At 41.4% G+C, this 24,596-nt stretch carries 16 protein-coding genes; 7 read left to right on the plus strand and 9 right to left on the minus strand.

Translation table 11 applies throughout. The features are described 5' to 3' along the window. Positions 1-42: 42 nt before the first annotated feature. From A9267_RS10955 to A9267_RS10995, 9 genes are all read right to left on the minus strand, one after another. Entirely contained in the window at positions 43-798 is a 756-nt protein-coding gene (locus tag A9267_RS10955; protein ID WP_231919076.1) for a DUF6445 family protein, read from the minus strand. Positions 799-863: 65 nt separating this feature from the next. After that, positions 864-2,381 (minus strand): tryptophan halogenase family protein, encoded by a 1,518-nt coding sequence (locus A9267_RS10960; RefSeq protein WP_065109169.1) that lies wholly within the window; start codon positions 2,379-2,381, stop codon positions 864-866. Positions 2,382-2,500: 119 nt separating this feature from the next. Next, positions 2,501-3,514 carry a cupin-like domain-containing protein gene (locus A9267_RS10965; protein ID WP_065109170.1) on the minus strand — a complete coding sequence of 338 codons (1,014 nt, stop codon included), beginning with the start codon at positions 3,512-3,514 and terminating at the stop codon, positions 2,501-2,503. A 41-nt stretch (positions 3,515-3,555) separates the two neighbouring features. Then, positions 3,556-4,275, minus strand: coding sequence for a SapC family protein (locus A9267_RS10970; protein ID WP_055023044.1), 720 nt, complete (start codon positions 4,273-4,275; stop codon positions 3,556-3,558). Positions 4,276-4,354: 79 nt separating this feature from the next. After that, entirely contained in the window at positions 4,355-5,944 is a 1,590-nt protein-coding gene (locus A9267_RS10975) for a tryptophan halogenase family protein (protein ID WP_065109171.1), read from the minus strand. Between the two features lie 267 nt (positions 5,945-6,211). After that, the gene (locus A9267_RS10980) at positions 6,212-9,211 is read right to left on the minus strand and encodes a TonB-dependent receptor (protein ID WP_065109172.1); all 3,000 of its coding nucleotides are present in this window, start codon (positions 9,209-9,211) and stop codon (positions 6,212-6,214) included. 944 nt (positions 9,212-10,155) lie between these two features. Then, complete coding sequence (locus A9267_RS10985) at positions 10,156-11,160, minus strand: LacI family DNA-binding transcriptional regulator (RefSeq protein WP_065109173.1); 1,005 nt, start codon at positions 11,158-11,160, stop codon at positions 10,156-10,158. Positions 11,161-11,400: 240 nt separating this feature from the next. Further along, positions 11,401-12,720 (minus strand): glycoside-pentoside-hexuronide (GPH):cation symporter, encoded by a 1,320-nt coding sequence (locus A9267_RS10990; protein ID WP_065109174.1) that lies wholly within the window; start codon positions 12,718-12,720, stop codon positions 11,401-11,403. 56 nt (positions 12,721-12,776) lie between these two features. Beyond that, positions 12,777-14,111, minus strand: coding sequence for a GH1 family beta-glucosidase (locus A9267_RS10995; protein ID WP_065109175.1), 1,335 nt, complete (start codon positions 14,109-14,111; stop codon positions 12,777-12,779). 298 nt (positions 14,112-14,409) lie between these two features. Here A9267_RS10995 and A9267_RS11000 point away from each other — a divergent pair, with 298 nt between their 5' ends. The 7 genes from A9267_RS11000 (at position 14,410) to A9267_RS11030 (ending at position 24,531) form a co-directional block, all read left to right on the plus strand. Continuing rightward, positions 14,410-15,705 carry a sugar MFS transporter gene (locus A9267_RS11000; protein ID WP_065109176.1) on the plus strand — a complete coding sequence of 432 codons (1,296 nt, stop codon included), beginning with the start codon at positions 14,410-14,412 and terminating at the stop codon, positions 15,703-15,705. A 62-nt stretch (positions 15,706-15,767) separates the two neighbouring features. Next, on the plus strand, positions 15,768-18,407 hold the full coding sequence (locus A9267_RS11005; protein WP_065109177.1) for a glycoside hydrolase family 3 protein: 2,640 nt from the start codon (positions 15,768-15,770) through the stop codon (positions 18,405-18,407). 134 nt (positions 18,408-18,541) lie between these two features. Then, entirely contained in the window at positions 18,542-20,608 is a 2,067-nt protein-coding gene (locus tag A9267_RS11010; RefSeq protein WP_065109178.1) for a glycoside hydrolase family 16 protein, read from the plus strand. 325 nt (positions 20,609-20,933) lie between these two features. Further along, positions 20,934-21,755, plus strand: a complete 822-nt coding sequence (gene cysQ / locus A9267_RS11015; protein WP_231919078.1) for a 3'(2'),5'-bisphosphate nucleotidase CysQ — start codon at positions 20,934-20,936, stop codon at positions 21,753-21,755. A 95-nt stretch (positions 21,756-21,850) separates the two neighbouring features. After that, positions 21,851-22,756, plus strand: coding sequence for a fructokinase (mak, locus tag A9267_RS11020; RefSeq protein WP_055023036.1), 906 nt, complete (start codon positions 21,851-21,853; stop codon positions 22,754-22,756). Positions 22,757-23,221: 465 nt separating this feature from the next. Beyond that, the gene (locus tag A9267_RS11025) at positions 23,222-23,800 is read left to right on the plus strand and encodes a YdcF family protein (protein WP_331712003.1); all 579 of its coding nucleotides are present in this window, start codon (positions 23,222-23,224) and stop codon (positions 23,798-23,800) included. Positions 23,801-23,835: 35 nt separating this feature from the next. After that, positions 23,836-24,531, plus strand: a complete 696-nt coding sequence (locus tag A9267_RS11030) for a DUF2982 domain-containing protein (RefSeq protein ID WP_065109180.1) — start codon at positions 23,836-23,838, stop codon at positions 24,529-24,531. The last annotated feature ends 65 nt before the right edge of the window (positions 24,532-24,596 follow it).

Here is a 24,596-nt window from a genome sequence, read left to right on the forward strand (position 1 = left end):
TCGAATTAGTGGATTCGAATAACGAGATAATTTGCTCAACGCTTATGTCACATTGATAAATATATTGGCGGTTAAGCGCCCGGAACTTGGATTACTATCTATATCCGTTTGTTGATCAACTAAGGTTGAGTGCAATAAGTTTCCAGGGTAAATGACTAATCGATGTTGTTTGTAATCGACTTGATGGTATTGCTGGTAGTATTCATTACTGTCAACGAAGTATTTCGCAGGAAAGGGCGCTAACGCCTGTAAATAGGGCTCAGCAGCGCGAAAATAATTATCCATATTCGCTTGTGTAATTCGCTCATAACCTGTTGGTTGATGCTTAAAAAAAGCCGTGGCGCCATGTGTACTGTCATTAAGGTATTGTAATAATGCAAAATAATATGGCGCTGGGGTGTCAAAATGAGGAATACGCTGCAAAGTCGTTAAACTTTCCGGTGGTCGGTTTATCAATGAAAAGTAGGTCGCTTGCGGCTTGATACGCAAGTTTTTAGGGATTTTATAGACATCGTAAATCAGCTGAAATACCTGATTTAGCACTTCAATGACGTAGTCTCTAGGGAGCTTGGCTCTAACACCTGGATAGTAAGAGCCTTTATCGAGATTAAAGTCGATTTGGTTAGCATAATTCTGTAACGCTGATAAATCGGTTGTAAAGTCATCGATAACAATCACAGGCGTTTGCTGCTCACCGATATAATGGATCTCAGGGTTCAAAGGCTTGTTGATTAACACCAATGAATCGAGATTTTTCATATCTTGCGCCCGCTGACGCTGTGATTGAGAACTTGTCATACTCTACCTTTACACTTCATTTAGTGACTTAATAACGTTCCTAACTTACTCACTGCATTGCAGACTTACAGCATTTTTGACTTGCAGTAATGCTGCACGAAATCATAATGATCAGGCAAGTTTGCCACTTTTTGTTTTGCTTTTGCCTTTATTGATGCAAGGAAGTTTTCTAGCTCATCATCTTCCATCATGTCAACAATTGGGTGGTATTGTTTTGGAGCAAGACCCTGTCCCATCATGACTTGAATCCAAGAGCTCTCACCAAATAACTCATTACCATGTTTATATACTTTGCCAGATGCATCAAACATATCGATTCGGTGTTGAAGTGATGCAGGTACGCTCATGTTTTTACAATAACGCCAGAATCGGCTATCAGTTCGGTCAGTGACTTTGTAATGCAAAACAATAAAGTCGCGAATATTTTCAGTTTCGGTGCGAGTTTGTTCATTAAACTCATTAATGTCTTCTTCAACGAGCCCTTGAGAAGGAAACATTTGCAATAAGCGCACAATGCCACGTTGAATTAAATGAATGCTGGTGGACTCTAGGGGTTCTAAGAACCCGGAAGATAGACCTATAGCAACACAGTTCTTATGCCAGGTTTTACGGCGGCTACCTGTGCGGAATTTGATGACACGAGGGTCTGTTAATGGTTCACCTTCGATATTGTCCATCAAGGTGGCTTTAGCTTCTTCATCGCTCATGTACTTACTGCAAAATACTAAGCCATTGCCTGTACGACTTTGCAGTGGAATGCGCCATTGCCAGCCTGATTCTCGCGCAATTGAGCGAGTATAAGGAATCGGTTTTTCAGTGGTTTTAGTTTGCACCGCAATAGCGCTGTCGCAAGGTAACCAGTGACTCCAGTCATCAAAGCCGGTATTGAGAGTCTGCTCAATTAACAGCGCTCTAAATCCAGTGCAATCAAGAAACAAATCACCCTCGATAACGTCTCCTGATTCAAGGGCTAATCCGCGAATATTACCAGTATCATCATGCTGGAGGACTTCTTTAATTTTGCCCTCAATTCGGGTGATGCCATGTTGCTCAGCAATACCCCTTAAGAACTTGGCGTACAAAGTGGCATCCATATGGTAGGCATGGTTGTAATCTTGATTAGGTAATACGGCAAAACGCCCCTCACGAGCCGCTAAATGCTCGGTACAGTAATCACCAATTTGGCTGACGATACCGCGTTGTTGCCCTTTGAGCCAAAAATGTTGAAATCCACATGCCCAACAGTCTTTGCCTAAAAATCCAAAGGAGTGAATATAATCTTTACCTACGTCATGCCAGTTTTCAAATGCAATTCCGAGCTTAAAGGTTGCATTGGTCGCAGCCATGACATCTTGTTCTTTAATGCCAAGTAAACGGTGAAAGATGTGTAGCGTTGGAATCGTGGCTTCACCAACCCCAACGGTGCCTATTTGGTCTGACTCAACCAGCACCACTTCTAGGTGTTTTCCCAGTAACTTTGTTAATGCAGCTGCAGCCATCCAGCCCGCAGTACCACCACCGGCAATCACGACTTTTTTAATCGGTTTGTTTGAACTTATTGTATTTGAAGCTTGCTTTTGCATAACAAAATGTCCTTTGAATCAACTTATACCCGAGGTAATTTTATTTTCGTTGTTGATTTTGTTCGTTAAGTTGCTGTTTGTGTAAATCAAATGGCCGCACATTAGTATCACAGAGGCGATTACCGCTTGAGCTTGTTTATTAAGTCTGCTCTTAACTTACGTGCGTTTAATTCATCCAGTGGCTTAGTTTGCATGCCCTGAGCTGAATCTGGTATGTGCGAAACGTCATCGTCATCATGGTCAAAAATATAATGATTAAAATGCGCCTTCCAAGCTTGTCGTTGCGCTTTAGGTAAAGAGCGTAAGCTGAGCATTGCCAGTGCTAGGGCGTTATTGGGTCTTCCTAGGTAAGCGGGTGTATCTCGCCACCAATGGGTAATGAGTACATTAAATGCTTCGATACCACTGACTTGATGCCACCACATGCTTGGAACATACAGTACATCGCCAGGCTCTAGCTCGGCAGTTTGAGCAGCGTTGAGGGCATGTTGGTATTTGGGGAATTTTTCAAAGTTAGGATTATCAAAATCCACCATACTGATTTCTTGGCCGCCGGGTGCAAATTCCATTGGGCCAGTATATAAATTGCCTACTTGCTCAGGAGGGAATAAGGTAAATGTTCGCTTTCCCACAACGTTACAGGCTAGATTCTGAGGAAAATCAAAATGCGCCGCAATGCGAGATTGATTGCCTAACCACACACTTGTCAGAGGATGAATCTTGTCAAATGTTAGACTGTTTTCAGCAGCAAGCCCTGGCAGAAACTGATTAATTTCTGTTGATCCCATATAAATACTGGGTGGAAGGGCATCGTCTTTATGGGTAAATAGCTTATCAATGACTTGGCGTAAGTTTAGCTGCGCTGCTTGATAGTTAAAACCATTGACTTGCTCGTTATAAAAAACGCGCCCTTTATGCTCTGGTGAAACATAATAGGCGGTAACTGGTGCTTCTTGATAAAATGTCAGTAAGTATTGTGCTGCGGCTTCAGCACTTTGTTGTCCTGCTTGCACAATAGGCCAATGGGCACATGCGCCTTTAAAAATCACAGGCTCATCTGTGTTATCAATCACTTTTAAAATATGACTGATTTCAGTGTTATCAATGACCCTGACTGCCTGCTTTTTTTCCATTGACTACAACCTTTTAAATAATCCTAACGAGACATTGCTATCTATTGTGCATTTTTAAAGTTGAGTAATTGTCTGATATTGGATTGTGATGCCAACGTCATATAAATTGCGCTCAAATAGCCGTTTTGATGCAGCTCACCTAAAGTTTCGGCAGGTAAGCTTGCTAAGGTTTCTTCATTGATGGTGTAAAAACCAATCATTTGGTGCTTGGCGCCATTATCAAGTTCAATATCTAAAGTGAATGATTCGAGCAGTTCTAGCTTGATGAGCGTTTCAATGAACTGTTTACTGTCAATTAACCCATGATGGATTACTTCAAGCATTTCACCGACTTCATCTAAATAAGGTGTATTACCGCCGTATGGAAAAAATAGCGGCTCACCTTCAGTTTCATTAATACGAGGATGATTAGGGTCAAGGTGAATCACACGTTGTACTTGCTCTACACCGTCTTCTTGAATAGTTTGTTGGCCGATTAAAAATGGCTGACGACGGACGGTAAGCGGGATATAAGATGCTTGCCATTTGCCATCTTGTAAAAACAAATTCTCTTTATGTTGAAAACCAAACATGGCAACAGAGTAAAACTGACCTGTATTACTGTCTTTTTGAAAAAAGATGGGATAGTGCGCTTGAACACTTCTGAATTCAGCAGGAAAAGTCACTGTATACCATAGGTTATCACCGTACTTTTCTGAGCGTTCGGTAATAATTTTAATATCTTTATGATCGACACTGTTGAGTAATACTGGTTTGTTCATGCTGACATCCTAATCAAATATTATTGGTTTTTGCTGTTTTTCAATTGTTCAAAAGAAAACAGATATTGTTATTTTGTTGCTAAATATGGGGCAAGCCATATTGACGAATTTTATTGAGCAGCTCGCGATTGGTTGGCAGGATTTGCTTTAATCCCTGGGTTCGCTTGATATTTTCAGTAAACAACTGCTGAGCACGCTGTTGAAGCGTTGGTTTTAGGTGAGTTGGCACATGGGTCTCAAACGCCATTCCGTATAATACAAACTGAAAACTTGCAGCGGGAAATAACACGTCAGTGTGCTGAATATCATGCTTATTGGGCGTTTGGGTTCGCCATAGCGCTATCTGCTGTTGCAATGATTCTGGTATGGTCGATGACTCTCGATGATCATGCCAATAATCACTATCGCTGCGCTGACTTAATACGTAATGTAACTTTAAAAATTCAATAATTTGTTGCCAATGCCGAGAAAATCGTTGATTGACTCTAGTGGCAACAATATCCATAACTTGTCTATTGGCAGGTAGTTGCTGCGCTAAGGTATTGGCGCTCCATTCAACTAATGCTAATGCAGAGGCTTCTAACGGCTCAATAAAGCCCGATGCCATACCAATTGCCATACAATTGTTTTTCCAGCAAATTTTTCGGTGACCTGGTGCTATTGATAGTTTTCTAATATCAAGGTTATCGAGGTCAACATTGACACTGGGTCTTAAGTAGTCAATCAATTGCTGTTCAGCTTGCGCTTGAACAGTATGGCTAGACGAATACACATGGCCCACACCACGTCTTGTCGGTAAGCCGATATCCCATATCCAACCATTGGTTTGTGCGGTTGAATGAGTGCATGAAGCAATCTCAGTATCATCAGTTGGGTAAGGGACTTGAATCGCTAACGCTGAATCGTTAAATAACACTGATTTTTGACATACAAACGGTACATGCATTTGCTCACCGAGTAGCAAAGATTTTACCCCTGTACAGTCAACAAAGAAGTCTGCTGTCAGCTCGCCTGAATGTTGAGTGACTAATGAACGAATATCGCCATTCTCAGCTTTTTGAATATCGCTGACATGGTCTTGAATATGAGTTACACCGAGCTTTTCGGTACAATGTTGTTGCAGTAACTGACTAAATTTACCCGCATTGAGATGGTAACCGTAGTTGTTTTGAAACTGGTATTCACCGGTAGTAATTTGTTTAGGTGCCAAGCCCTGCATACTCAGTTGGTTTTGTTGGCCAACAGCGTCAGCAAAACTGACTTGTTGACGGTGAGGCAGCCAAAAAGGGCATAAATCAATTTCGTTAGTGCCAATTGGTAAACTGAATGGATGAAGGTAATGATCTCGGGGTTGCTTGGTTAGATCAGCGTCTGGGCTATGGGTCCAATTGATAAAACGAGAGCCTTGTTTAAAGCTTGCATCGCAGCTGATTAAGAACTCAGTTTCACTGATACCGATTTTTTTCAGCGTCGTGCGCATTGAAGGCCAAGTGCCTTCACCAACACCAATAGTGGCAACATCTGGTGATTCAATTAATGTAATGTTGAGCTTAGGGGAGGGCGATAATTTGCCATTGTCAGCGTTATGTTCAGCAGCCAAAATGCCAGCGGTAATCCATCCCGCAGTGCCGCCGCCAACAATAATGATGTCTCTTATCGCGTGTTCCATAATCTGCCTATTATTGTTTTGTTTTATCGTTAAGGCTGTATTGAAATGTTTGTTACTAAGAATAATGTGATTTTGAGTTTATTTAGCATTGAATATTTTTCAATCACTTACAAGAGGTATAGCGTAATAATTTGTATTAATAAAAATCAAAATGAAATTTAAAAAAGGTGCAACGTCCTTGTTGCTAACGGATGTAGCTTAAAAAAGAGGTGACCATAATAGTCACCTCAAACGACCTTAGTTTACATTTTGCAAAAGGTGCACACGTTAGAATGTATAACGAGCGCCAAGACTGTATCGAGCTCCTGTTTGTGTGTAGTTAAGTACTTGAGTACTTGAACGACCATGAGTTCGAGTATTCTCTTCAGTAATGTTTAACCCTTCGAAGAATACTGTTAAGCCTTCAACTGCGGCGATGTCGTAACCAATATTGAAGTCAACTTGCGAGTACTCTTCAGTGTAAGATGGGTTAGCACCTGTACCGTCACCAGTCGAGTTCAAGAACTCATCACGCCAGTTCCAAGCAAGACGAGCTGAGAAACCGTAGTTTTCATAGATAGCAACAACGTTCGCTGTATCACTGATATTAGTTAATACGTTTTGCGGCTCATCACCTGGACGGTTTAAGTTGAAGTTGTCATAAGAATCACCCGCATTCACTAACGTGTAGTTAGCTTGCATACCGAAACCAGACTCTCCAAAGAAGTGCTGTACCGCAAACTCCCAACCATCAATAACTGAGCTGTCGCTGCTATTAGACGGTGTGGTAATCACGAAGTTTAAATCAGGGTCACCAGGGTTACCTGTAATTTCGATATTACCGTTATCAGGGTTTAACGTAACGTTTGGATCTGTTGCGCCGTAGTTATCATAAATCCACTGGCGTTGCTCAATTGCGGTTGTTGCACCTGCAGCAATGGCTTCTTGAACGTAAACACCATTTGATGGATCTGGGATGTTGTAGATATTTGAATTAACAGGGTTACTGTCAATGAAGTTTGTTACGTCTTTACGGAAGTAACCAACAGAAACATAACTGCCTTCAGCATAGTACCACTCACCAGAGAAATCATAGTTAGTTGATTCAAGCGGTAATAAACTTGGGTTACCACTTTCACCACTACCACCACCACGGTTAGCGAGTGTGCCTACCGACGTGCCACCTTGAATAGAGGTATAATCTGGACGACCAATGGTTTCACTGTAAGCTGCACGTAAATAGATATCTTCTACCACTTCAATGTTGAAGTTAAAGCTTGGTAGTAAGTAATCGTATGATCCTGTTTGAGTACCAAATACGCGGTTATCAGCCGTTGTACTTTCTAGAGCAATCTCAGTTTCCGCAATCCAAGTCGCTTGATCGTACGATGATACTGCAGACTTAGATTCAACATCGGTTTTCTCGTAACGCAAACCTAAGTGAACATCAAATGGCATATCACCAAGCTCGCCTTCGTAGTTATATTGTACGTAAGCAGATTGAGATTCTTCTTGAGTGAAGCGGTCAGTATCGCTAGCGTAATCAGTCGATGGGCAGAAACCATTACCACAATCACCAATCGCCGTTGAGCCGTATAATTCAGCTGCACGTGCTCTTACTGCTTCAAAGTCCCATAAGAAGATAACGTCTTGTGGGTCAATAGAGGCAGAACCTTGATAATCAGAGAAGTCACCTTGTGAACCATCAAACTTATCTTGAACACTATCTGCAGGGAACCATGAAGGGTCAAAGTCGCCTTCAGCACCTACACCACCCCAGTCATTACGTTGAACGTTAACTGATTGAGAATGGTTATTAACGTCAGTTGCAGCGATACCGAAATCAATACTACCCGCTTCTTCAAATACGTAAGTACCGTTAATTTGTAATTGTTCAATTTCAGATTTATTACGAGCGTTACCAAATACAGAACCGGTCACGCGCATATCTTCGGGGCGAACAGCATTACCGCCACCCACAGCGAGAACGGGTACATCACCAGTAAAGTCAGTCGCTGCACTTGTACGAATAAATGCTGCTGTACTTAAGTTACTGTTACTACCATTTTTGTTGTTTGGTGAGCGTTCAGCTTCTGAAGTATGGTAATCCAATGATAAGAATAAATTATCAGTAGCATCCCACTCTAAGTTAAAGCCTAATGAGCCACTTTCATCTCGGGTACCGTAATCACCAGCTGCCATTGATAAATCGGCGCCGCCATCAGGGTAAGTTTCAGAGTAAACAAGTGGCGAAGATACTGGGCCGTCAGACCAAGTACTTTCTTGTGTTGGTACGAAGTTAAACCATGCAGAAACATCATGAGATTGGGTATCAATATCATTTTGCATGTAGGTGTAATCTAAAGTTGCACGTAATGAATCAATTGGCTCATATTGCAGTACTAATTGACCATTTGTGCGGGTACGTTGTTGCTCTTCAAAACGGTAAACCGTGGTTTGAGGAACTGCATATACGTCATCTTCTCCTGGACGGTTGATTTGGTTATCATCTTTTGGAACACCACCCCATTCAGCGTTATCGCCGCCCCAATCTTGGTCAACAATACCAGGGAAACTACGCCAGCCTGTACCTACTTGCGCTTGCTGATTACCACTTTCACGTTCTTGGTAGCTTGCAGAAATAGAAATACCAAACTTGCCATCAGCAAAGGTATTTGAATATAAACCTGATAATTCAGGTGTTACAGAGCCTTCATCTGTTGATGTGTCATCAACGGCTTTAACACCAAATGTGGCTTTAAGACCTGGAGAGCTTAAAGGGCGATGAGTTAGAACATTAATGGTTGCACCGATACCACCGGTTGAGTTTTTCGCTTGGCTGGTTTTTTCAACTTCAACAGCACTAATTGCTTCAGAAGCAATATTGGCGAAGTCGAATGAACGCGAACCTGTGGTTACTGGCATTTGACGATTGTTCAGCATAACCAAGTTTTGGTCTGCACCGAAACCACGAACAGACACTCGGCTACCTTCACCATTTTGTCTGTCGATAGATACACCAGTAATACGTTGCAGAGATTCTGCTAAGTTACTATCCGGGAATTTACCAATATCTTCTGCGTTAATCGCATCAACGATACCGTCAGAGCTTCTTTTTAAATCCATTGATTTAATTAAGCTTCCACGAATACCAGTGACCTGAAGCACCTCGATGTTTTCATCTGCAGCGACTTCGTCTGCTGCAAATGCAGGCATCATGGTGCTTGCACTCAGTACTACCGACAAACTAGTGGCAATTCTGGTCTTTTTGAATGTTCTAGATTTCATCTAAGTCTCCCCTCGACTAGATCTCAGGCTACTACTCTCTGATTTTTTATTCGGATTACGCATTCACGTAATGTGTTTTATTCATCATTTGTAAACGCTTTTAAAAGCCTTTATGTAAAAGTTAATGTAAGCGCTTACATAAAACTAGATTAATTTGTTAACAGCGTCAACAATAATTACGATAAAAAGTCACAACTTGTTAACCTTGTTTTTATAAAAGGATAAAGTAAAATTTTTTAGTTTATTGTTTTAATTGATTTAAATTTATTTTTTGTGCTTTTTTTTGTAGAAATAAAAAAGAAATATTTTTGTGATAGCGCTTACATTTTTATTGTAAATTTTAAGGTAGGGAGTTTGGTTTGTTGCAAATTTAAAATCATCATTTTTAAATCAAGACAATATACTGATTTAACGGGTTCCGATTTAAGGTTTCTTTGCCCGTTATTTGGTGCGATTAGTCATGTTTCAGCTGGCTACTTAGGGCACTTAAAAAGAGACGTTAGCCTCTAGGCAACGCTGAAGCACTTTTGAGCTTCAATTAATCAGTCAGTTCGCTCTTGAGTACCAAGCCTGATAAGTGAATAACCGAAATTAACACGATTGAAAAACAAAAGTGCCAGGGCATATTACTTGAACAGAGTACCTAGACAGAGCACAGAGTGAAGAGTGAATAACGGTAAAGCGAGTAGAAGGTTATAGGGAATAAAGCGGTAGCGAGTAAACGATAAAGGAGGGTGATATTAACACCTTGTGGATATCATGATAGGCGAGATGCCAGTTGTGCTTGTACTCATTACTGCGGAAACGCTAACTGTTTAAAGGAATAGGCAGAGAGGATATTGGCAAAGTATTAAGGTTATCGGGGTAATATAAAGCGTATAGGGAAACAGTATATGAGGGAATAGCGAGTTAGACTATTCCCTTAACGTCTTCAATTTCGAAGGTTACTTGTGTGGTGATGTCGCAGAGTCTCTCACTATCAGTTGCGGGATGAAGGTGTTTTCGACTATCGCCTTAGGGTCATTATATACATGCTTAAGCACCCAAAATGCAGCCATTTTACCCATTTCATGGATGGGGTTGTTCACTGTGGTGAGTTTTGGTGAAATATATTGTGGAAAAGGAATATTATCGTAGCCAACAAAAGAGAGTTCTTGAGGGATTTTCATGCCTCTTTCTAAGCAAACTGCAATCGCTCCTGAAGCCATCTGATCACTGGCACATACCACCGCTGTGAAAGGCTTATCGATGGTTAATAAATGATTCATCGCATCACTGCCGCCAAATTCACGGAAGTTACCTTCATAAAATAATGTCTTATCAAAGTCGACATTGAACTCTTTTAATGCTCGTTTATGTCCGAGTAAACGGTCTTGAGCATCTAGCTTGTATAACGGGCCTGAAACGTAAGCTAGATCAGTATGGCCTTGGCTTAAAATATGTTTAGTTGCTAAATAACCACCTAACTCATTATCTAAATAAACGCAGCAATCACTGATTTCTTCAATATAGCGGTTAATGAGCACAATGGGAGTGTTGCCTTTATGTAGATTTATCAAGTATTCATCATCGACAGCTTCAACGTCTAGAATCAACGCATCACAGCCACGGCTCATTAAAAACTCGACACCGTCTTTTTCCTGTGATTCAACACTATGGCCAGCGGCAATAATAACGTGCTTATTGCCAGCTCGAAGCGCGGTTTCAATCTCGGTCATCATAGGGCCATAGTATGGACCATCAAGTTGAGAGACTAAGACTCCAACACTGTTTGAGCGACTAGACGCTAGTGATTGAGCGATGGTATTAGGTCGATAACCTAACTGATCCATTGCGCTTAATACTTTCTGGCGTGTTTTTTCACTGACCTTAGTATTGTTATTCATCACTCTTGATACCGTTGCCAGCGAAACACCTGCTAACACTGATACATCATATATAGTCGCCATATATCCCTATTTAATACTTGTTTTGCTAGTCAAAATCGAAAAACGCCGATAAGACTAGCATGAACCTTTTAGCATAATCATCAAAAAAACAGATAAATTGACGAGTAGAATTGTATTATCAAGCCAATTTAACAGCTTTTTATGTTGATAGTGTAAATTGTATCAAGGCAGTTTGTTGTTAACTATATACAATTTTGAGTAAATTTATACTAACAGCTTTATCTATTAACCCATTGATAGTTACTCTGTAATCGCAGCATGAACCTGACTTACCGCTTTGTTATCTAAGGTATACCATTTCATTACGATGGCTACGATGATAGAGCCGACAGCAGGGTAAAGGGTAAATGACATTAAAATACCGTGTTGTGTCGCTTCTGTTTGCTCTACATCTGCTTGATAGCCATAAAAAGCCAATAACCAGCCAGCAGCTGCGCCACCAATTGCAACACCAAGCTTAATAAAGAAAATGATTGAAGAATAAATCATGCCAGTAATTCTAACGCCTGTTTTGTATTGGCCGTAATCGACAACATCCGCCATTTTAGCCCATAGCAATGGGGTGCCCATATTGAAGGTGAAGCCCCAAACAATGAACAGCGCAAATGCCAATTCCACTTGTTCACCCGATACAAAGTAGGCTGCTATACATAACGCAGCAGCAATAATTTGAATGGTAATATAAGCTTTTACTTTACAGACTCGTTTGGCTAAAGGCTCAGCTAAGATACAGCCAAAAATATTACCTATCATTCCAAGCGTGATAAATAAGGTAATGGAGTCAGGCATATTCAAATAATACTTAACGTAATAAATCGCTAAACTGGTTTTTAATACCATACCTGATAATAACCAAATCGCAGCGATTGAAAGAATGCGCCACTGATCGTTTTGCCAGAGTAATTTAAAGTCTTTTTTGAAGCTGAGGTTTTGATCTTTAGGAGGATGTAAGCGCTCTTTGGTTCCTAAGAAGCACAAGATAAACATCACTACGCCCAAGGCACTCATTGCCGCAATCGTAAGCTGATAACCTTTAGCTTGATCACCTTGTCCGAAATATTCAACTAAAGGTAAGGTTAATGCCGACACCATTAATCCACCAATCATGGCAAACACAAAGCGATAAGACTGGACGGAAACACGTTCTTTTGGATCTGCGGTTAATACGCCGCCTAATGCACAATAAGGAATATTAATGGCGGTATAAACCATCATCAGGGCGGTGTAGGTAACAAAGGCATAGATCATCTTGCCTTCTTCCGCTAAATCTGGCGTGGTGAAGGCCATAACACTGATAATACCGAAGGGCAGGGCAAACCAAATAAGGTAGGGGCGGAACTTACCCCATTTTGTTTCGGTTCTATCGGTTAATGCGCCCATTAGCGGATCGGTTATTGCGTCGATAAATCGTACAGCAAGGAACATGGTGCCGACAAATGCCGGCGAAATTCCAAAAATATCAGTATAGAAAAAGGTTAAAAATAACATCACGGTTTGAAACACGATGTTACTGGCGGTATCACCTAATCCATAGGCTATTTTCTCTTTAACGCTAATCATTGAAAACCTCTTTCGGGTTATTATTCTTTTTAAGTAGGGTTTTGAGTATGTATCGATTAATCAATGCGTTGATTAATAAAGTCACGGTAAGCTAAGCCACTGCGCTTTATGGTGCGTTTTTGTGTTTGGTAATCAACATACACTATTCCGAAGCGTTTTAAATAGCCTTCCGCCCATTCAAAGTTGTCCATTAAGCTCCAAGCAAAATAGCCATCAACTTTCACGCCTTGCTCTATAGCATTATTTACAGCGTTTAAATGGGCTTTATAATATTCTAGGCGGTCAATATCGTTAACGGCGTTATCTTCAATGTGATCGTCAATTGCCGCACCATTTTCAGTAATATAAATAGGAGGTAATGAGTAGGTATTATTGAGACTGGTTAATAAGTCAGTGAAGGCTTCTGGATAAATTTCCCACCCAATATCTGTTTTAGGGGCATCCTTCATATCTATTTGGACAAATTGATTGTCGCTACATGCTTGATAAACGGCGCGGGTATAAAAGTTAATGCCTAAAAAGTCGATTGGCTGACTAATGATTGCCATATCGCCTGGTTCAATGTCGGGTTTATCACCAGCTGCAAAATCGTTAATGATTGCTGGATACTCACCATCCATAATGGGTTTGATATACCACTGGTTAAAGTAGTCATCTGCAATCTGTGTCGCTTTTTTATCTTCTGCGCTTTGGGTCAGTGGATAGCATGGCGTAAAGTTAAGCACAATACCATTAAGAGATTGGGGACTATTTTTTTGAATCACTTGCATAGCCAATCCATGTGCAAGTAATAAATGGTGCGCAGATTTGCGGCCAAAAGCTTTGGTAGCAAGCCCTGGTGCATGAATACCAATTTCATAACCTAGATATGAACTACAAAAAGGTTCATTTAAGGTGGCGTAGGAATACACTCTATCACCTAAGGCTTTAGTAATTTTGTCCGCGTAGTCTTGAAAAAGGTATGCCGTATTTCGATTAAGCCAGCCACCTTCATCTTCAATATGTTGAGGTAGATCCCAGTGATATAGGGTGACGTACACTTTGATATCACGACGGTTTAATTCATCCATTAAGTTGATATAAAAGTTAACCCCATCTTGATTTAAGCTGCCATCTTGGTTAATCACTCTTCCCCACGAAAGTGATAAACGATAAGCATCGACACCTAAAGATTCGATTAAATTGACATCTTCTTTCCAAAGCGCAACGTGCTCGCAGGCTTGCTTACCGTCTGAACCATCTCGAATTTTATCTGGAGTCGCACAAAAGGTATCCCAAATACAAGGCAAGCGAGAATCTGCTGCTCCTTCAATTTGGAAAGAGGCAGTTGCCACTCCAAACGTAAATGATTTTGAGTGCATTTTAGAATTTTCGGGTATAGAAATTTTCATATTTATTATTCACTTAATATGTTTCAGGCGTATTTGTGTCAACGAAACTACAGCGTCTTTTACTCAGGGTAATACCTAAGTGTTTTTACAATGATTACTTACAAAAAGCGTTGACTTTCGTTATCGATATGTTAAAAATGAAAGCGCTTACATCGAGATTAGTGATTAATTAACAAAAGGTCAATAATTGATTTAGATAAATCTTGAAACAGCCTATCTGCGTACTACTAAAGGTGTACAGCTACAGTGCTTAGATAGTCATCGACCATAAATAGATAATAATTAAAGAGGGAATGACATGGCCAGTGCACCATTAAATGCAGAGTCTGCAGAAATGGGAAGTGTTCATCAAAGCGGTAACTTTAAGTTTGCGTTGATGGCATTAACCTCATTATTTTTTATGTGGGGATTTTTGACCTGCTTAAATGACATCTTAATTCCATATTTAAAAAGTATGTTTGAATTAAGTTACACCCAAGCCATGTTAGTGCAGTTTTGCTTCTTCGGTGCTTACTTTATTGTTTCCGTACCTGCTGGGGCTTTAGTTGGCAAAATAGGCTATCAAAAAGGCATTGTGACAGGGCTTGCGATTGCCTGCGTTGGCTGCTTGATGTTTTATCCATCAGCTAGCTATGCCTCTTATTGGATGTTTTTAAGCGCGTTTTTTGTATTGGCTGCTGGTATTACAATTTTACAAGTTGCAGCGAACCCTTATGTCAGTGCGTTAGGCCCAGCTGAAACCGCTTCTTCTAGACTGACGATGACCCAAGCATTTAATGCGCTTGGTACCACTGTCGCACCGTTTTTTGGCAGTTACCTCATTCTTAGCAATATGAGTCACAGTGATGATTCAGCTGCTGTTGAAAGTGCAACCATTGAAGCCGTTCATCAAGCAAGTACTGTGCAAGTTCCTTATTTAATGTTAGCTGGTGCATTATGTGTACTGGCGATAATTTTCTTTGTTTTAAAGCTACCTGTACTTGGTATCAGTGAACAAAACACCCAACAGTCTTCTTCTGATACTGGTAGCGCTTGGAAGTTTCCACACCTTGTTTTAGGTGCAGTAGGTATTTTTGTTTATGTGGGCGCTGAAGTGGGTATTGGTAGCTTTCTGATTAACTTTTTAACTCAACCTGATATTGGTGGCTTTACTGAAGCGCAAGCGGCTAAATACATTGCGTATTACTTTGGTGGTGCCATGGTCGGACGCTTCATTGGCGCATTAGTCATGCAAAAAATTGCGGCGGGTAAAGTACTGGCCTTTAATGCAACTTGCGCCGTGCTATTAGTGGCCGTTGCGATGCTTGCTGAGGGCACGACTGCGATGTGGGCTCTGTTGTTGGTTGGGTTATGCAATTCAATCATGTTCCCGACGATTTTCAGTTTAGCACTGACCGATTTAAAGCAACACACCAGTCAAGGTTCAGGCGTACTGTGTTTAGCCATTGTGGGTGGGGCTATTGTGCCGCTACTACAAGGCATGCTAGCTGACTCATTTGGTATTCAAATGGCGTTTATTTTACCGTTAGTTTGTTATGCCTTTATTGCCCATTATGGCCTTATTGGCAGTAAGGCAAAGCGTCCACAAGTGTAATACCACAAGTTTTTTATTAATTAATCTTCTGCGAAGGCAGATTGGATAGAAAAGGCAATATTATGGATAAGGCAACTCACGTATTCGCAAATAAGCAAATAACCTTGCCACTCACTCTGCTAGCTGTCGTGATGGGTTTATCGGCATGTGGCGAAGATGATACAAAGAAATCAGTACCAAAGGTAAGTGATGATAAACCTGCACCTGTAGCTGAAACGTCACAAACGGTGTCCAATAAGATTGTTTCTGGGACTGTTTCAGGTGACATTTCTATTTGGCCGGAGTTAGCGATTCCATTCACAAAAGACGCTGCGCTTGAGAAGCGTATTTCTGATTTGATGGCGACAATGACACTTGAGCAGAAAGTTGCGCAGATGATCCAACCAGAGATCCGTGATATTACCGTTGAAGATATGCGTACTTATGGATTTGGCTCTTACCTTAATGGTGGTGGCGCCTATCCTAATAATGATAAACATGCCACGCCTGCAGATTGGATTAAACTCGCCGAAGATATGTACCAAGCATCTATAGATGACAGTATTGATGGCAATGCAATTCCAACTATGTGGGGCACAGATGCCGTACACGGTCATAATAACGTTATTGGCGCTACGCTTTTCCCTCATAACATTGGTTTAGGTGCGGCGAATAATCCAGACTTAATTCGTGAAATAGCCGCCATTACCGCTAAAGAGGTGATGGTAACAGGTATTGATTGGGTATTTGCCCCCACGGTTGCTGTTGTACGTGATGATCGCTGGGGACGTACATACGAAGGCTATTCTGAAGATCCACAAATAGTTAAAGCCTACTCACATGCTATCGTCGAAGGTCTTCAAGGCAAGGTCGGAGATGACTTTTTATCTGATCAACATGTTATTTCCACAGTGAAGCATTTCTTAGGAGATGGTGGGACTGAAAAAGGGATAGACCAAGGACAAAACCTAGATTCTGAGCAAGAACTATTTGATATTCATGCTCAAGGTTATGTGGGTGGATTGACTGCTGGCGCTCAAACCGTCATGGCGTCGTTTAACAGCTGGCAAGGCAAGAAAATTCATGGCGAAAAATACCTACTGAATGATGTGCTTAAAGACAAAATGGGCTTTGATGGCTTTGTTGTAGGAGATTGGAACGGTCATGGACAAGTCGATGGCTGTACTAATGAGTCATGTGCGCAAGCGGCAAATGCTGGGTTAGATGTGTACATGGTTCCTACAAGTGCATGGAAACCATTATATGAGAATACGATTGCCCAAGTGAGAAATGGTGAAATCCCTCAAGCAAGAATAGATGATGCAGTTAGCCGTATACTCAGAGTGAAAATTCGTGCTGGCTTGTTCGAAAAACCCAGTCCTGCTAACCGTGAAATTTCAGGTAAAACTGAACTTATTGGTGCTAAAGCACATCGTGATGTCGCCAGACAAGCAGTACGCGAATCGTTAGTTTTACTGAAAAACAATAATAATGTGTTACCACTTTCTCCAAAAATGAACGTTTTAGTCGCTGGTGATGGCGCAGATAATATTGGTAAGCAATCTGGCGGGTGGAGTATCACTTGGCAAGGCACCGATAATCTAAATGAAGACTTTCCAGGTGCAACCTCTATTTATGCTGGTATTGCTAAAGATGTGACAGCGGCTGGTGGCCAAGTAACACTTAATGTTGATGGTCAGTTTGAAGCAAACAATAAACCAGATGTTGCTATTGTTGTATTCGGTGAAGAGCCTTATGCAGAAGGGAATGGTGACATTGATAACCTTGAATACCAACGTGGTGATAAACGTGATTTAGCATTACTTCGTTCACTTAAGTCTCAAGGTATTCCTGTTGTGTCTATCTTTATCAGTGGTCGTCCTATGTGGGTTAATCCTGAGCTAAATGCATCGGATGCCTTTGTTGCTGCTTGGCTTCCAGGTACTGAAGGCGATGGTATTTCACAAGTGCTATTTAGTGATAAAGACGGCAAAGTAAATCATGACTTTACCGGTAAACTTTCATTTTCGTGGCCAACTCGACCTCAGCAAACAGAAGTTAATGTCCATGATGAAAATTATCAGCCTTTATTCGCTTATGGCTATGGCCTGAAGTATGGCGAGAAGAGTGACGTGTCTAATGCGCTTTCAGAAGATAATTTTGCAGCCCAGGAGAAGTTAACTTCATTAGCATTGTTTGAACGTGCAGTAAAAGCGCCTTGGCGATTAATGATTGGTACTGAATCATCGTCCGATACTGTCAGTAGCAGCATTCAAAGTAATGATGTTGTGACGATCAGAACTTTTGATAAAGTTGTTCAAGAAGATGCTCGTTTAGTTAGTTTTAATGGTACAGGCCTTGGGTTTGTAGGATTAATCAGTAACTTCCCTCGTGACTTACGAGCATACTCAAACACCGATTCAGCGCTGTCAGTGTTAATTAAAACCACCAATAAAGTTGAGCAGCCAGTGATGTTAGGGGTTGCATGTGACCGAGATTGCCGCGCAGATGTGGATATTGCTAATGCCTTAAATACAGCGGTAGGTGAGTGGCAAACCATCAGTGTTGATTTGAAGTGCTTTGCAAATAAAGACGTCAATTTCGGTAACATCAATACACCTTTCTATTTGGCAACCAATGGGAGCGCTGAGATTAACTTTAGCGACTTATTGATTGTGCCTAATGCGGCAGAAACAGCCACAATAACCTGCCCAGACGCCTAATATAATTTTTGTTTTGCCGGCTAGCATAATGCTAGCTGGCAAGTTATTCCTGCACTGTTGTGAATTTGCAATTAATTTTGTAGGGGATTTTGCTGGATTTTTTTCGTGATTTTTGAGTATTCCTTGGGGGGAAAATGAAAAAAAGAGCATCAGTTTTAACTATCACAAGTGTGAGTCTCGCTGCAGCCATGTTATTAGGATGCGGCTCTGACAGTGCCACAGATGTTGTTGAAGACACGGCACCTGTCGATAACAGCGAAGAACAAGAAAACCTATGGAATTTGGTATGGAGCGATGAGTTTGATGGTACCACTATCGATTTAGACAAGTGGAACCTCGCATATAATTGTTATGGCGGAGGCAATGAGGAGCAGCAATGTTATACCCAGCGTTCCGAAAATAGCCAAGTTGCTGATGGAAAGTTAGTGATTACTGCACAGCGAGAAGATTTTAGTGGTCCTGCTGTTGCATTGGGCGATCCTAATTATGATGAAAACGATACGTCAAAACAGCAAGCGTACACATCAGCACGATTAGATTCGACGAACAAAGGTGACTGGAAATATGGCCGTTTTGAAATCCGTGCCAAAATGCCGCAAGGGCAAGGTACATGGCCAGCGATTTGGATGTTGCCAACAGATTGGGTTTATGGCCCGTGGGCTGGTTCCGGCGAAATCGATATTATGGAAGCGGTTAACCTTAAAGTGGTGACAGAAGGCTCTGTTCCAGAAGCTAAAATTCATGGCACCTTGCATTACGGTAAAGCCTGGCCTGGCAATGTGTACTCTGGCGCTGAATATAGCTTACCTGATGGGGCTAACCCAGCTGACGATTTTCATGTTTATGCCATTGAGTGGGAGAAGGATGAAATTCGTTGGTATGTTGATGACGTCCACTTTGCAACTCAACGTTCAACAGGTTGGTACAGTCAATACGTCGATAGTGATGGTAATCTCGCTAATGCAGCGGAAGATGCTCCTTATAATCAACCATTTCATATGATTTTAAATTTAGCAGTTGGTGGAACTTGGGCGGGTAATGTCAATAACACTGGGGTTGATGAAAGTGTTTTCCCGCAAGTATTAGAAGTGGACTACGTTAGAGTTTATGAGTGCAGTGTGTCACCCGAAACTGGGGCTGGTTGTGCCAGCGTAGGTGACAATGCTGAGATTGTTGAAGGGCATGTTGCCCCTGAAATTACTGTGCCATCAACAGATATAGGTGCGGGGCCAGAATTCATACTATATGACGAAGGACTCGCTGAGGGGTTAAGTCTTGATAGCTACAATTCTGATAATGCGGTGACATTACAAACGATAACTGTTGAGGGAAAGGGGGAAGTGCTTCAGCTAGATAAAGTTGGCGCGACAGGTAATGCTTATTTTAGTTATCCACCTACTGCTGATTTGTCACATTGGTCAGCAAACGGCACTTTAGTTTTTGACTTAAATCTATTAAGCACAGACAACGACGTTGAGTTATTGGTCAAAATTGATAGTGGTTGGCCGAATGTTAGTGATGTGAGTGTTAGCTTACCTGAATTGAATACTTGGACAGAAATCCGTATACCTATTGCGGAACTTGTTGCCAGTGGTAATCGGTTTTCTCCAGGAAGTTTCGTTGATTTAGCATCAGTATCAAATCCCTTTGTCATTGAACCATTAGGCAATATGAGCTTACAAATCGATAATGTCCGTTATGAATATCAAGTATCAACGGCTAATGAGCTTATTATTTATGATGATGAAGTAAAAGCTCCTTTTACTATTGGTCATTATGCGGCATCAGGCAGCGTTGCAATTGAGCAACTAGACGTCGGTGCTGACCATGGCATTGTCAACCAGTTTAGTTTTAATACCGATGAGGCTGTGGTGTATTTTCAAAGTACAGGCTTGCAGCAAGATGTCAGTAGCTTTGCTGCGGTCGAATTTGATCTTAACGTCATAACAGACCCTCGCGAAGTACGCGATTTTAATATTAAAGTCGATTGTGGCCACCCATGTAGTTCAGGAGATTTTGCCATCCCAGCGCCTGAAGTTGGCGCATGGACACATTACCGTATTGCGTTAGCTGATCTCGTCGCCAATACAGGTTCAAGCTTGGTATTAACGCAAGTGGATACGCCGTTAGTTATTTTCCCTGCATGGGGCAATCAAAATGGTGTTGTAATGCAGGTGGATAACGTGCAGCTGGTTAAATAAATGGGACAATACTTTTAAGATAACAAGTGTTAGTTACAGTAGCGTCACTGGATAACTCCAGCCTTTTAGCCACCATTTTGTGGCTAAAAGGATAATAACATTCAGGTTTGAATACGAATGCAGCCAAGGGTTAGAGGCTTTCAAGCTTATCCGACTTGGCTTACTATCAAACCTGTTATTACAAATGAGTAACAATAGCGGTATTAGCAAGGCTAATGATTAATGTCTAAGACAAGCTAAATAGTTATAAATATTTACCTTGTTCAATGGCATAATGTGTTGATTATTTACGACTTAATCGTCGATATTTTCCAAGGAGTTACCTTTGAGTAGCCAGAGAATAGATCAACCTTTTGATATAACAGAAAATCAGTTACAGCAAGTTATCAGCATCGCTAAAGACGCTGGTAATGCCATTATGCAGGTGTATTCATCTTCAGACTTGCAAGTCGTCACTAAACAGGATGACAGCCCAGTCACGGCTGCTGACATTGCAAGTCATAATGTCATTGTCGCAGGACTTGAAAGTCAGTTTGCAGGTATTCCAATCATGAGTGAGGAAGCTGCAGATATTCCGTGGCAAGAACGTCAATTATGGAACACCTATTGGCTTATAGACCCACTGGATGGAACGAAAGAATTTATAAAACGAAATGGTGAATTTACTGTCAATATTGCGCTAATACATCATGGTAAAGCCATCGCTGGAGTGGTGTATGCGCCAGTCCTAGAAACGTGTTATTCAGGTATTTGCCATCAAGGTGCTTGGCTAGAACAAGGTGATAAGCGAGTTAAGCTCGATATCAGCCAACGTCCTATTAGTGAAAACCCGATTGTTGTTGGTAGTCGCTCGCACATTAGCCCTGACGTAGCAGCGTATGTCGCTAATATTGGTGAGCATGAGATGCAAAGTGTCGGCAGCTCCCTTAAATTTTGTTTAGTGGCAGAGGGTAAAGCTGATGTGTACCCAAGAATGGGGCTAACAAGTGAATGGGATACCGCGGCGGCGCAAGCAGTATTAGAAAGTGCAGGTGGACAAGTGTTACGCCACCCAGATTTAGCACCGTTAGATTACAACCAAAAAGAAGATATTTTAAACCCGTATTTTATTGCGGCATCACCGAAATGGTTTGAGCGACAGTCCTGACTTCGTCATACATGACAGCTCATTATCACTCGTTGGGTTAATGCCGTGAATCTACGTGTTAAATGATAGATTATAATTAAATGGAGAGTGAAGCTATGATGCGCATGGGTGTTGACCTTGGCGGGACAAAAATCGAGTTAGTAGCGTTAGCGGATGATGGCAGCGAGCTGTTTCGTAAACGTGTTCCTACCCCAAAAAATTATCCTGGAACCTTAGATGCGATAATTGGACTCGTTTCTGAAGCTGAAGCTGAAACTCAGCAAACAGGCTCAGTTGGTGTAGGGATCCCTGGCGTTGTTTCACCTTTTACAGGATTAGTTAAAAACTCAAATTCTACTTGGATTAATGGACATCCATTAGATAAAGATTTGAGCGCCCGTCTTGATAGAGAAGTACGAGTTGCCAATGATGCTAACTGCTTTGCTGTATCTGAGTCAGTAGATGGCGCCGCAGCAGGAAAAGGCGTGGTTTTTGGTGTGATTATTGGAACGGGTTGTGGCGGTGGTTTATCTATTAATGGCAAAGTCCACGGCGGGGGTAATGGTATCGGCGGTGAATGGGGGCATAACCCATTACCTTGGATGACGCCTGATGAGTTCAACTCAACATCGTGTTTTTGTGGCAATAAAGATTGTATTGAAACCTTTATTTCGGGGACTGGCTGGGTAAGAGATTTTCGCCGAGCAGGAGGTGAGGCTGACAGTGGAATACAAATTTCACAGATGATGGCTGAAGGGCATCCCTTGGCTACTCAAGCTTTTGTTCGTTATATCGACCGTTTAGCACGCTCTCTTGCCCACTTAATCAATATGATTGACCCTGACGTTATTGTATTAGGTGGCGGAGTATCGAACATTGATGCCATTTACAAAGAGTTGCCTAAGGTGTTGCCTAAATATGTCGTCGGCCGTGAATGCGACACGATAGTGGTCAAAAACCAGTTTGGCGCGTCATCAGGTGTACGTGGCGCAGCGTGGCTATGGGGTAAAGACAGCCATTAATGAGAGTTTTTGATTTGTTTTTGTATTGATTATTTAGGGCATTACACTTCAAATTCAAAGCATATAAAAACATATTAGCGACGCTTATCATAGGGTCGCTTTTTTATGCTTAAAGCAATTTTATGTTCATCGTATTGGTGACGATATGATGTTGGTGAAATGTGGAGCGTGACTGGATAACATATAGGTATTAGTAATCTATTCCTTAACAAGCTAATATATTGCTGCGAATAATCTTTGGGTATCTTAATGTTTTGGCTTAAAAAAATACTTTCACAATTAGTCATGCCTGTACCATTTACACTTTTGTGTTTGCTCATGGCTCTACTCATTTGGCGTTACTGCAGTAAACACAAAAAAGTTATTGGACAGCTGTGTCTATTTTTAGGCTTTTCAACCTTATTGGTCTTCAGTAACTCATATGTATCTGCTGCGCTATCCCATAGTTTAGAGTCAAGGTACTCAGTGAACGAAATTCCGCTGTCTTTTGCTTATGACGAAAATGAAAATTATCAATGCTATGTGATGGTGTTAGGCTCAGGCCATACTGAAAATATCGAGATCAGTGCTGTACAGCAGTTATCATCGACCGCACTTGCAAGGTTGATGGAAGGTCTACGGCAGCTAAATATCGCTGACAGGCCATGTACCTTAGTCGTCAGTGGTTGGAGCGGCGGAATTACCCCAACGCCCCATGCGATGATCATGAAACGTGCAGCCATTGAACTTGGGGTGCCAGCTGAAAGCATTACTATTTTTCCAACAGCGTTAGATACCATAGAAGAAGCACAAGCAATGAAGCAGCTGGTAGGAAAAACACCATTTATACTGGTTACCTCAGCGACGCATATGCCAAGATCGATAAAAATATTTAGCCAAGAAAATCTATTCCCAGTGGCAGCGCCAACGAACTTTATCAGTTCTACAGGCTATTGGTGGCGGTTTAGCGCTTCAAACTTGTTTATTTCTCAACGGTCGATTCATGAATATGTCGGGATGGAATGGCTAAAAATAAAACGGTTTTTGATTGAAACCTTTGAATAACAACCTTTAATCCTTACAAGCTAAACGTTGGCAACATGACTCAAGAAAACACATTATTAATCAGTCCATTTGGTAAGCGTAATGGTATAACCTTAACCGTGTTCGGTTCGCTAGCGTTATTTATCAGCCTAGTGTTATTTATCACTGCAAAACACCTATTTGGGATCGGCATTGTGTTGTTTGGTTTTGGCAGTGTGAGTTTAATTTTAGGTATCGCTAAAATTAACCAACCTAGTGCCAGTTTTAAGTTAACACAGGCAGGAGTCGAATATTTCCATCGACGCGGTACTGTCCATATCGGGTGGAACAATATCCAGCGAATTGATGTATCAAGAGTGACTCAAAACCTTGAATTAATCGAATTGCCTTACATTGGCTTTAAGCTCAAAAAAATTAACCCCATTCTAGACAATATTTCCCCACGATTGGCGACAGGTCTGTTAACTGAGCAGCGCCCGTTATTGATGACGGCAGCGACACAAGATGAAGACTTACAAAGTTTAGAAACCTACCTAGGCGCTGAGTTTACTCCTTTGGTCGTTAATGGGGATCGTTACAGAGGCGTGTTAGCAATGTTTGGCCATCGCTGTCAGACACTTGAAAGTCATCTCGGGTTTCATTTATATATTTCTGTAGATAGCCTTGATAGGGCACCAATGGCGTTTGTGGCTTTACTAAGGGAGTGGCAGCAAGAGTTTGGTGGAGAAGGAGAAGGAGAAGAAGTAACGTAAACTTTGTTATTGTCTCGTGGGTGATGGTTCAAACATCACTTGAAACAACAACAAAGCTTATTAAT

This window comes from Shewanella sp. UCD-FRSSP16_17 (assembly GCF_001675935.1).
Lineage (GTDB): Bacteria > Pseudomonadota > Gammaproteobacteria > Enterobacterales > Shewanellaceae > Shewanella > Shewanella japonica.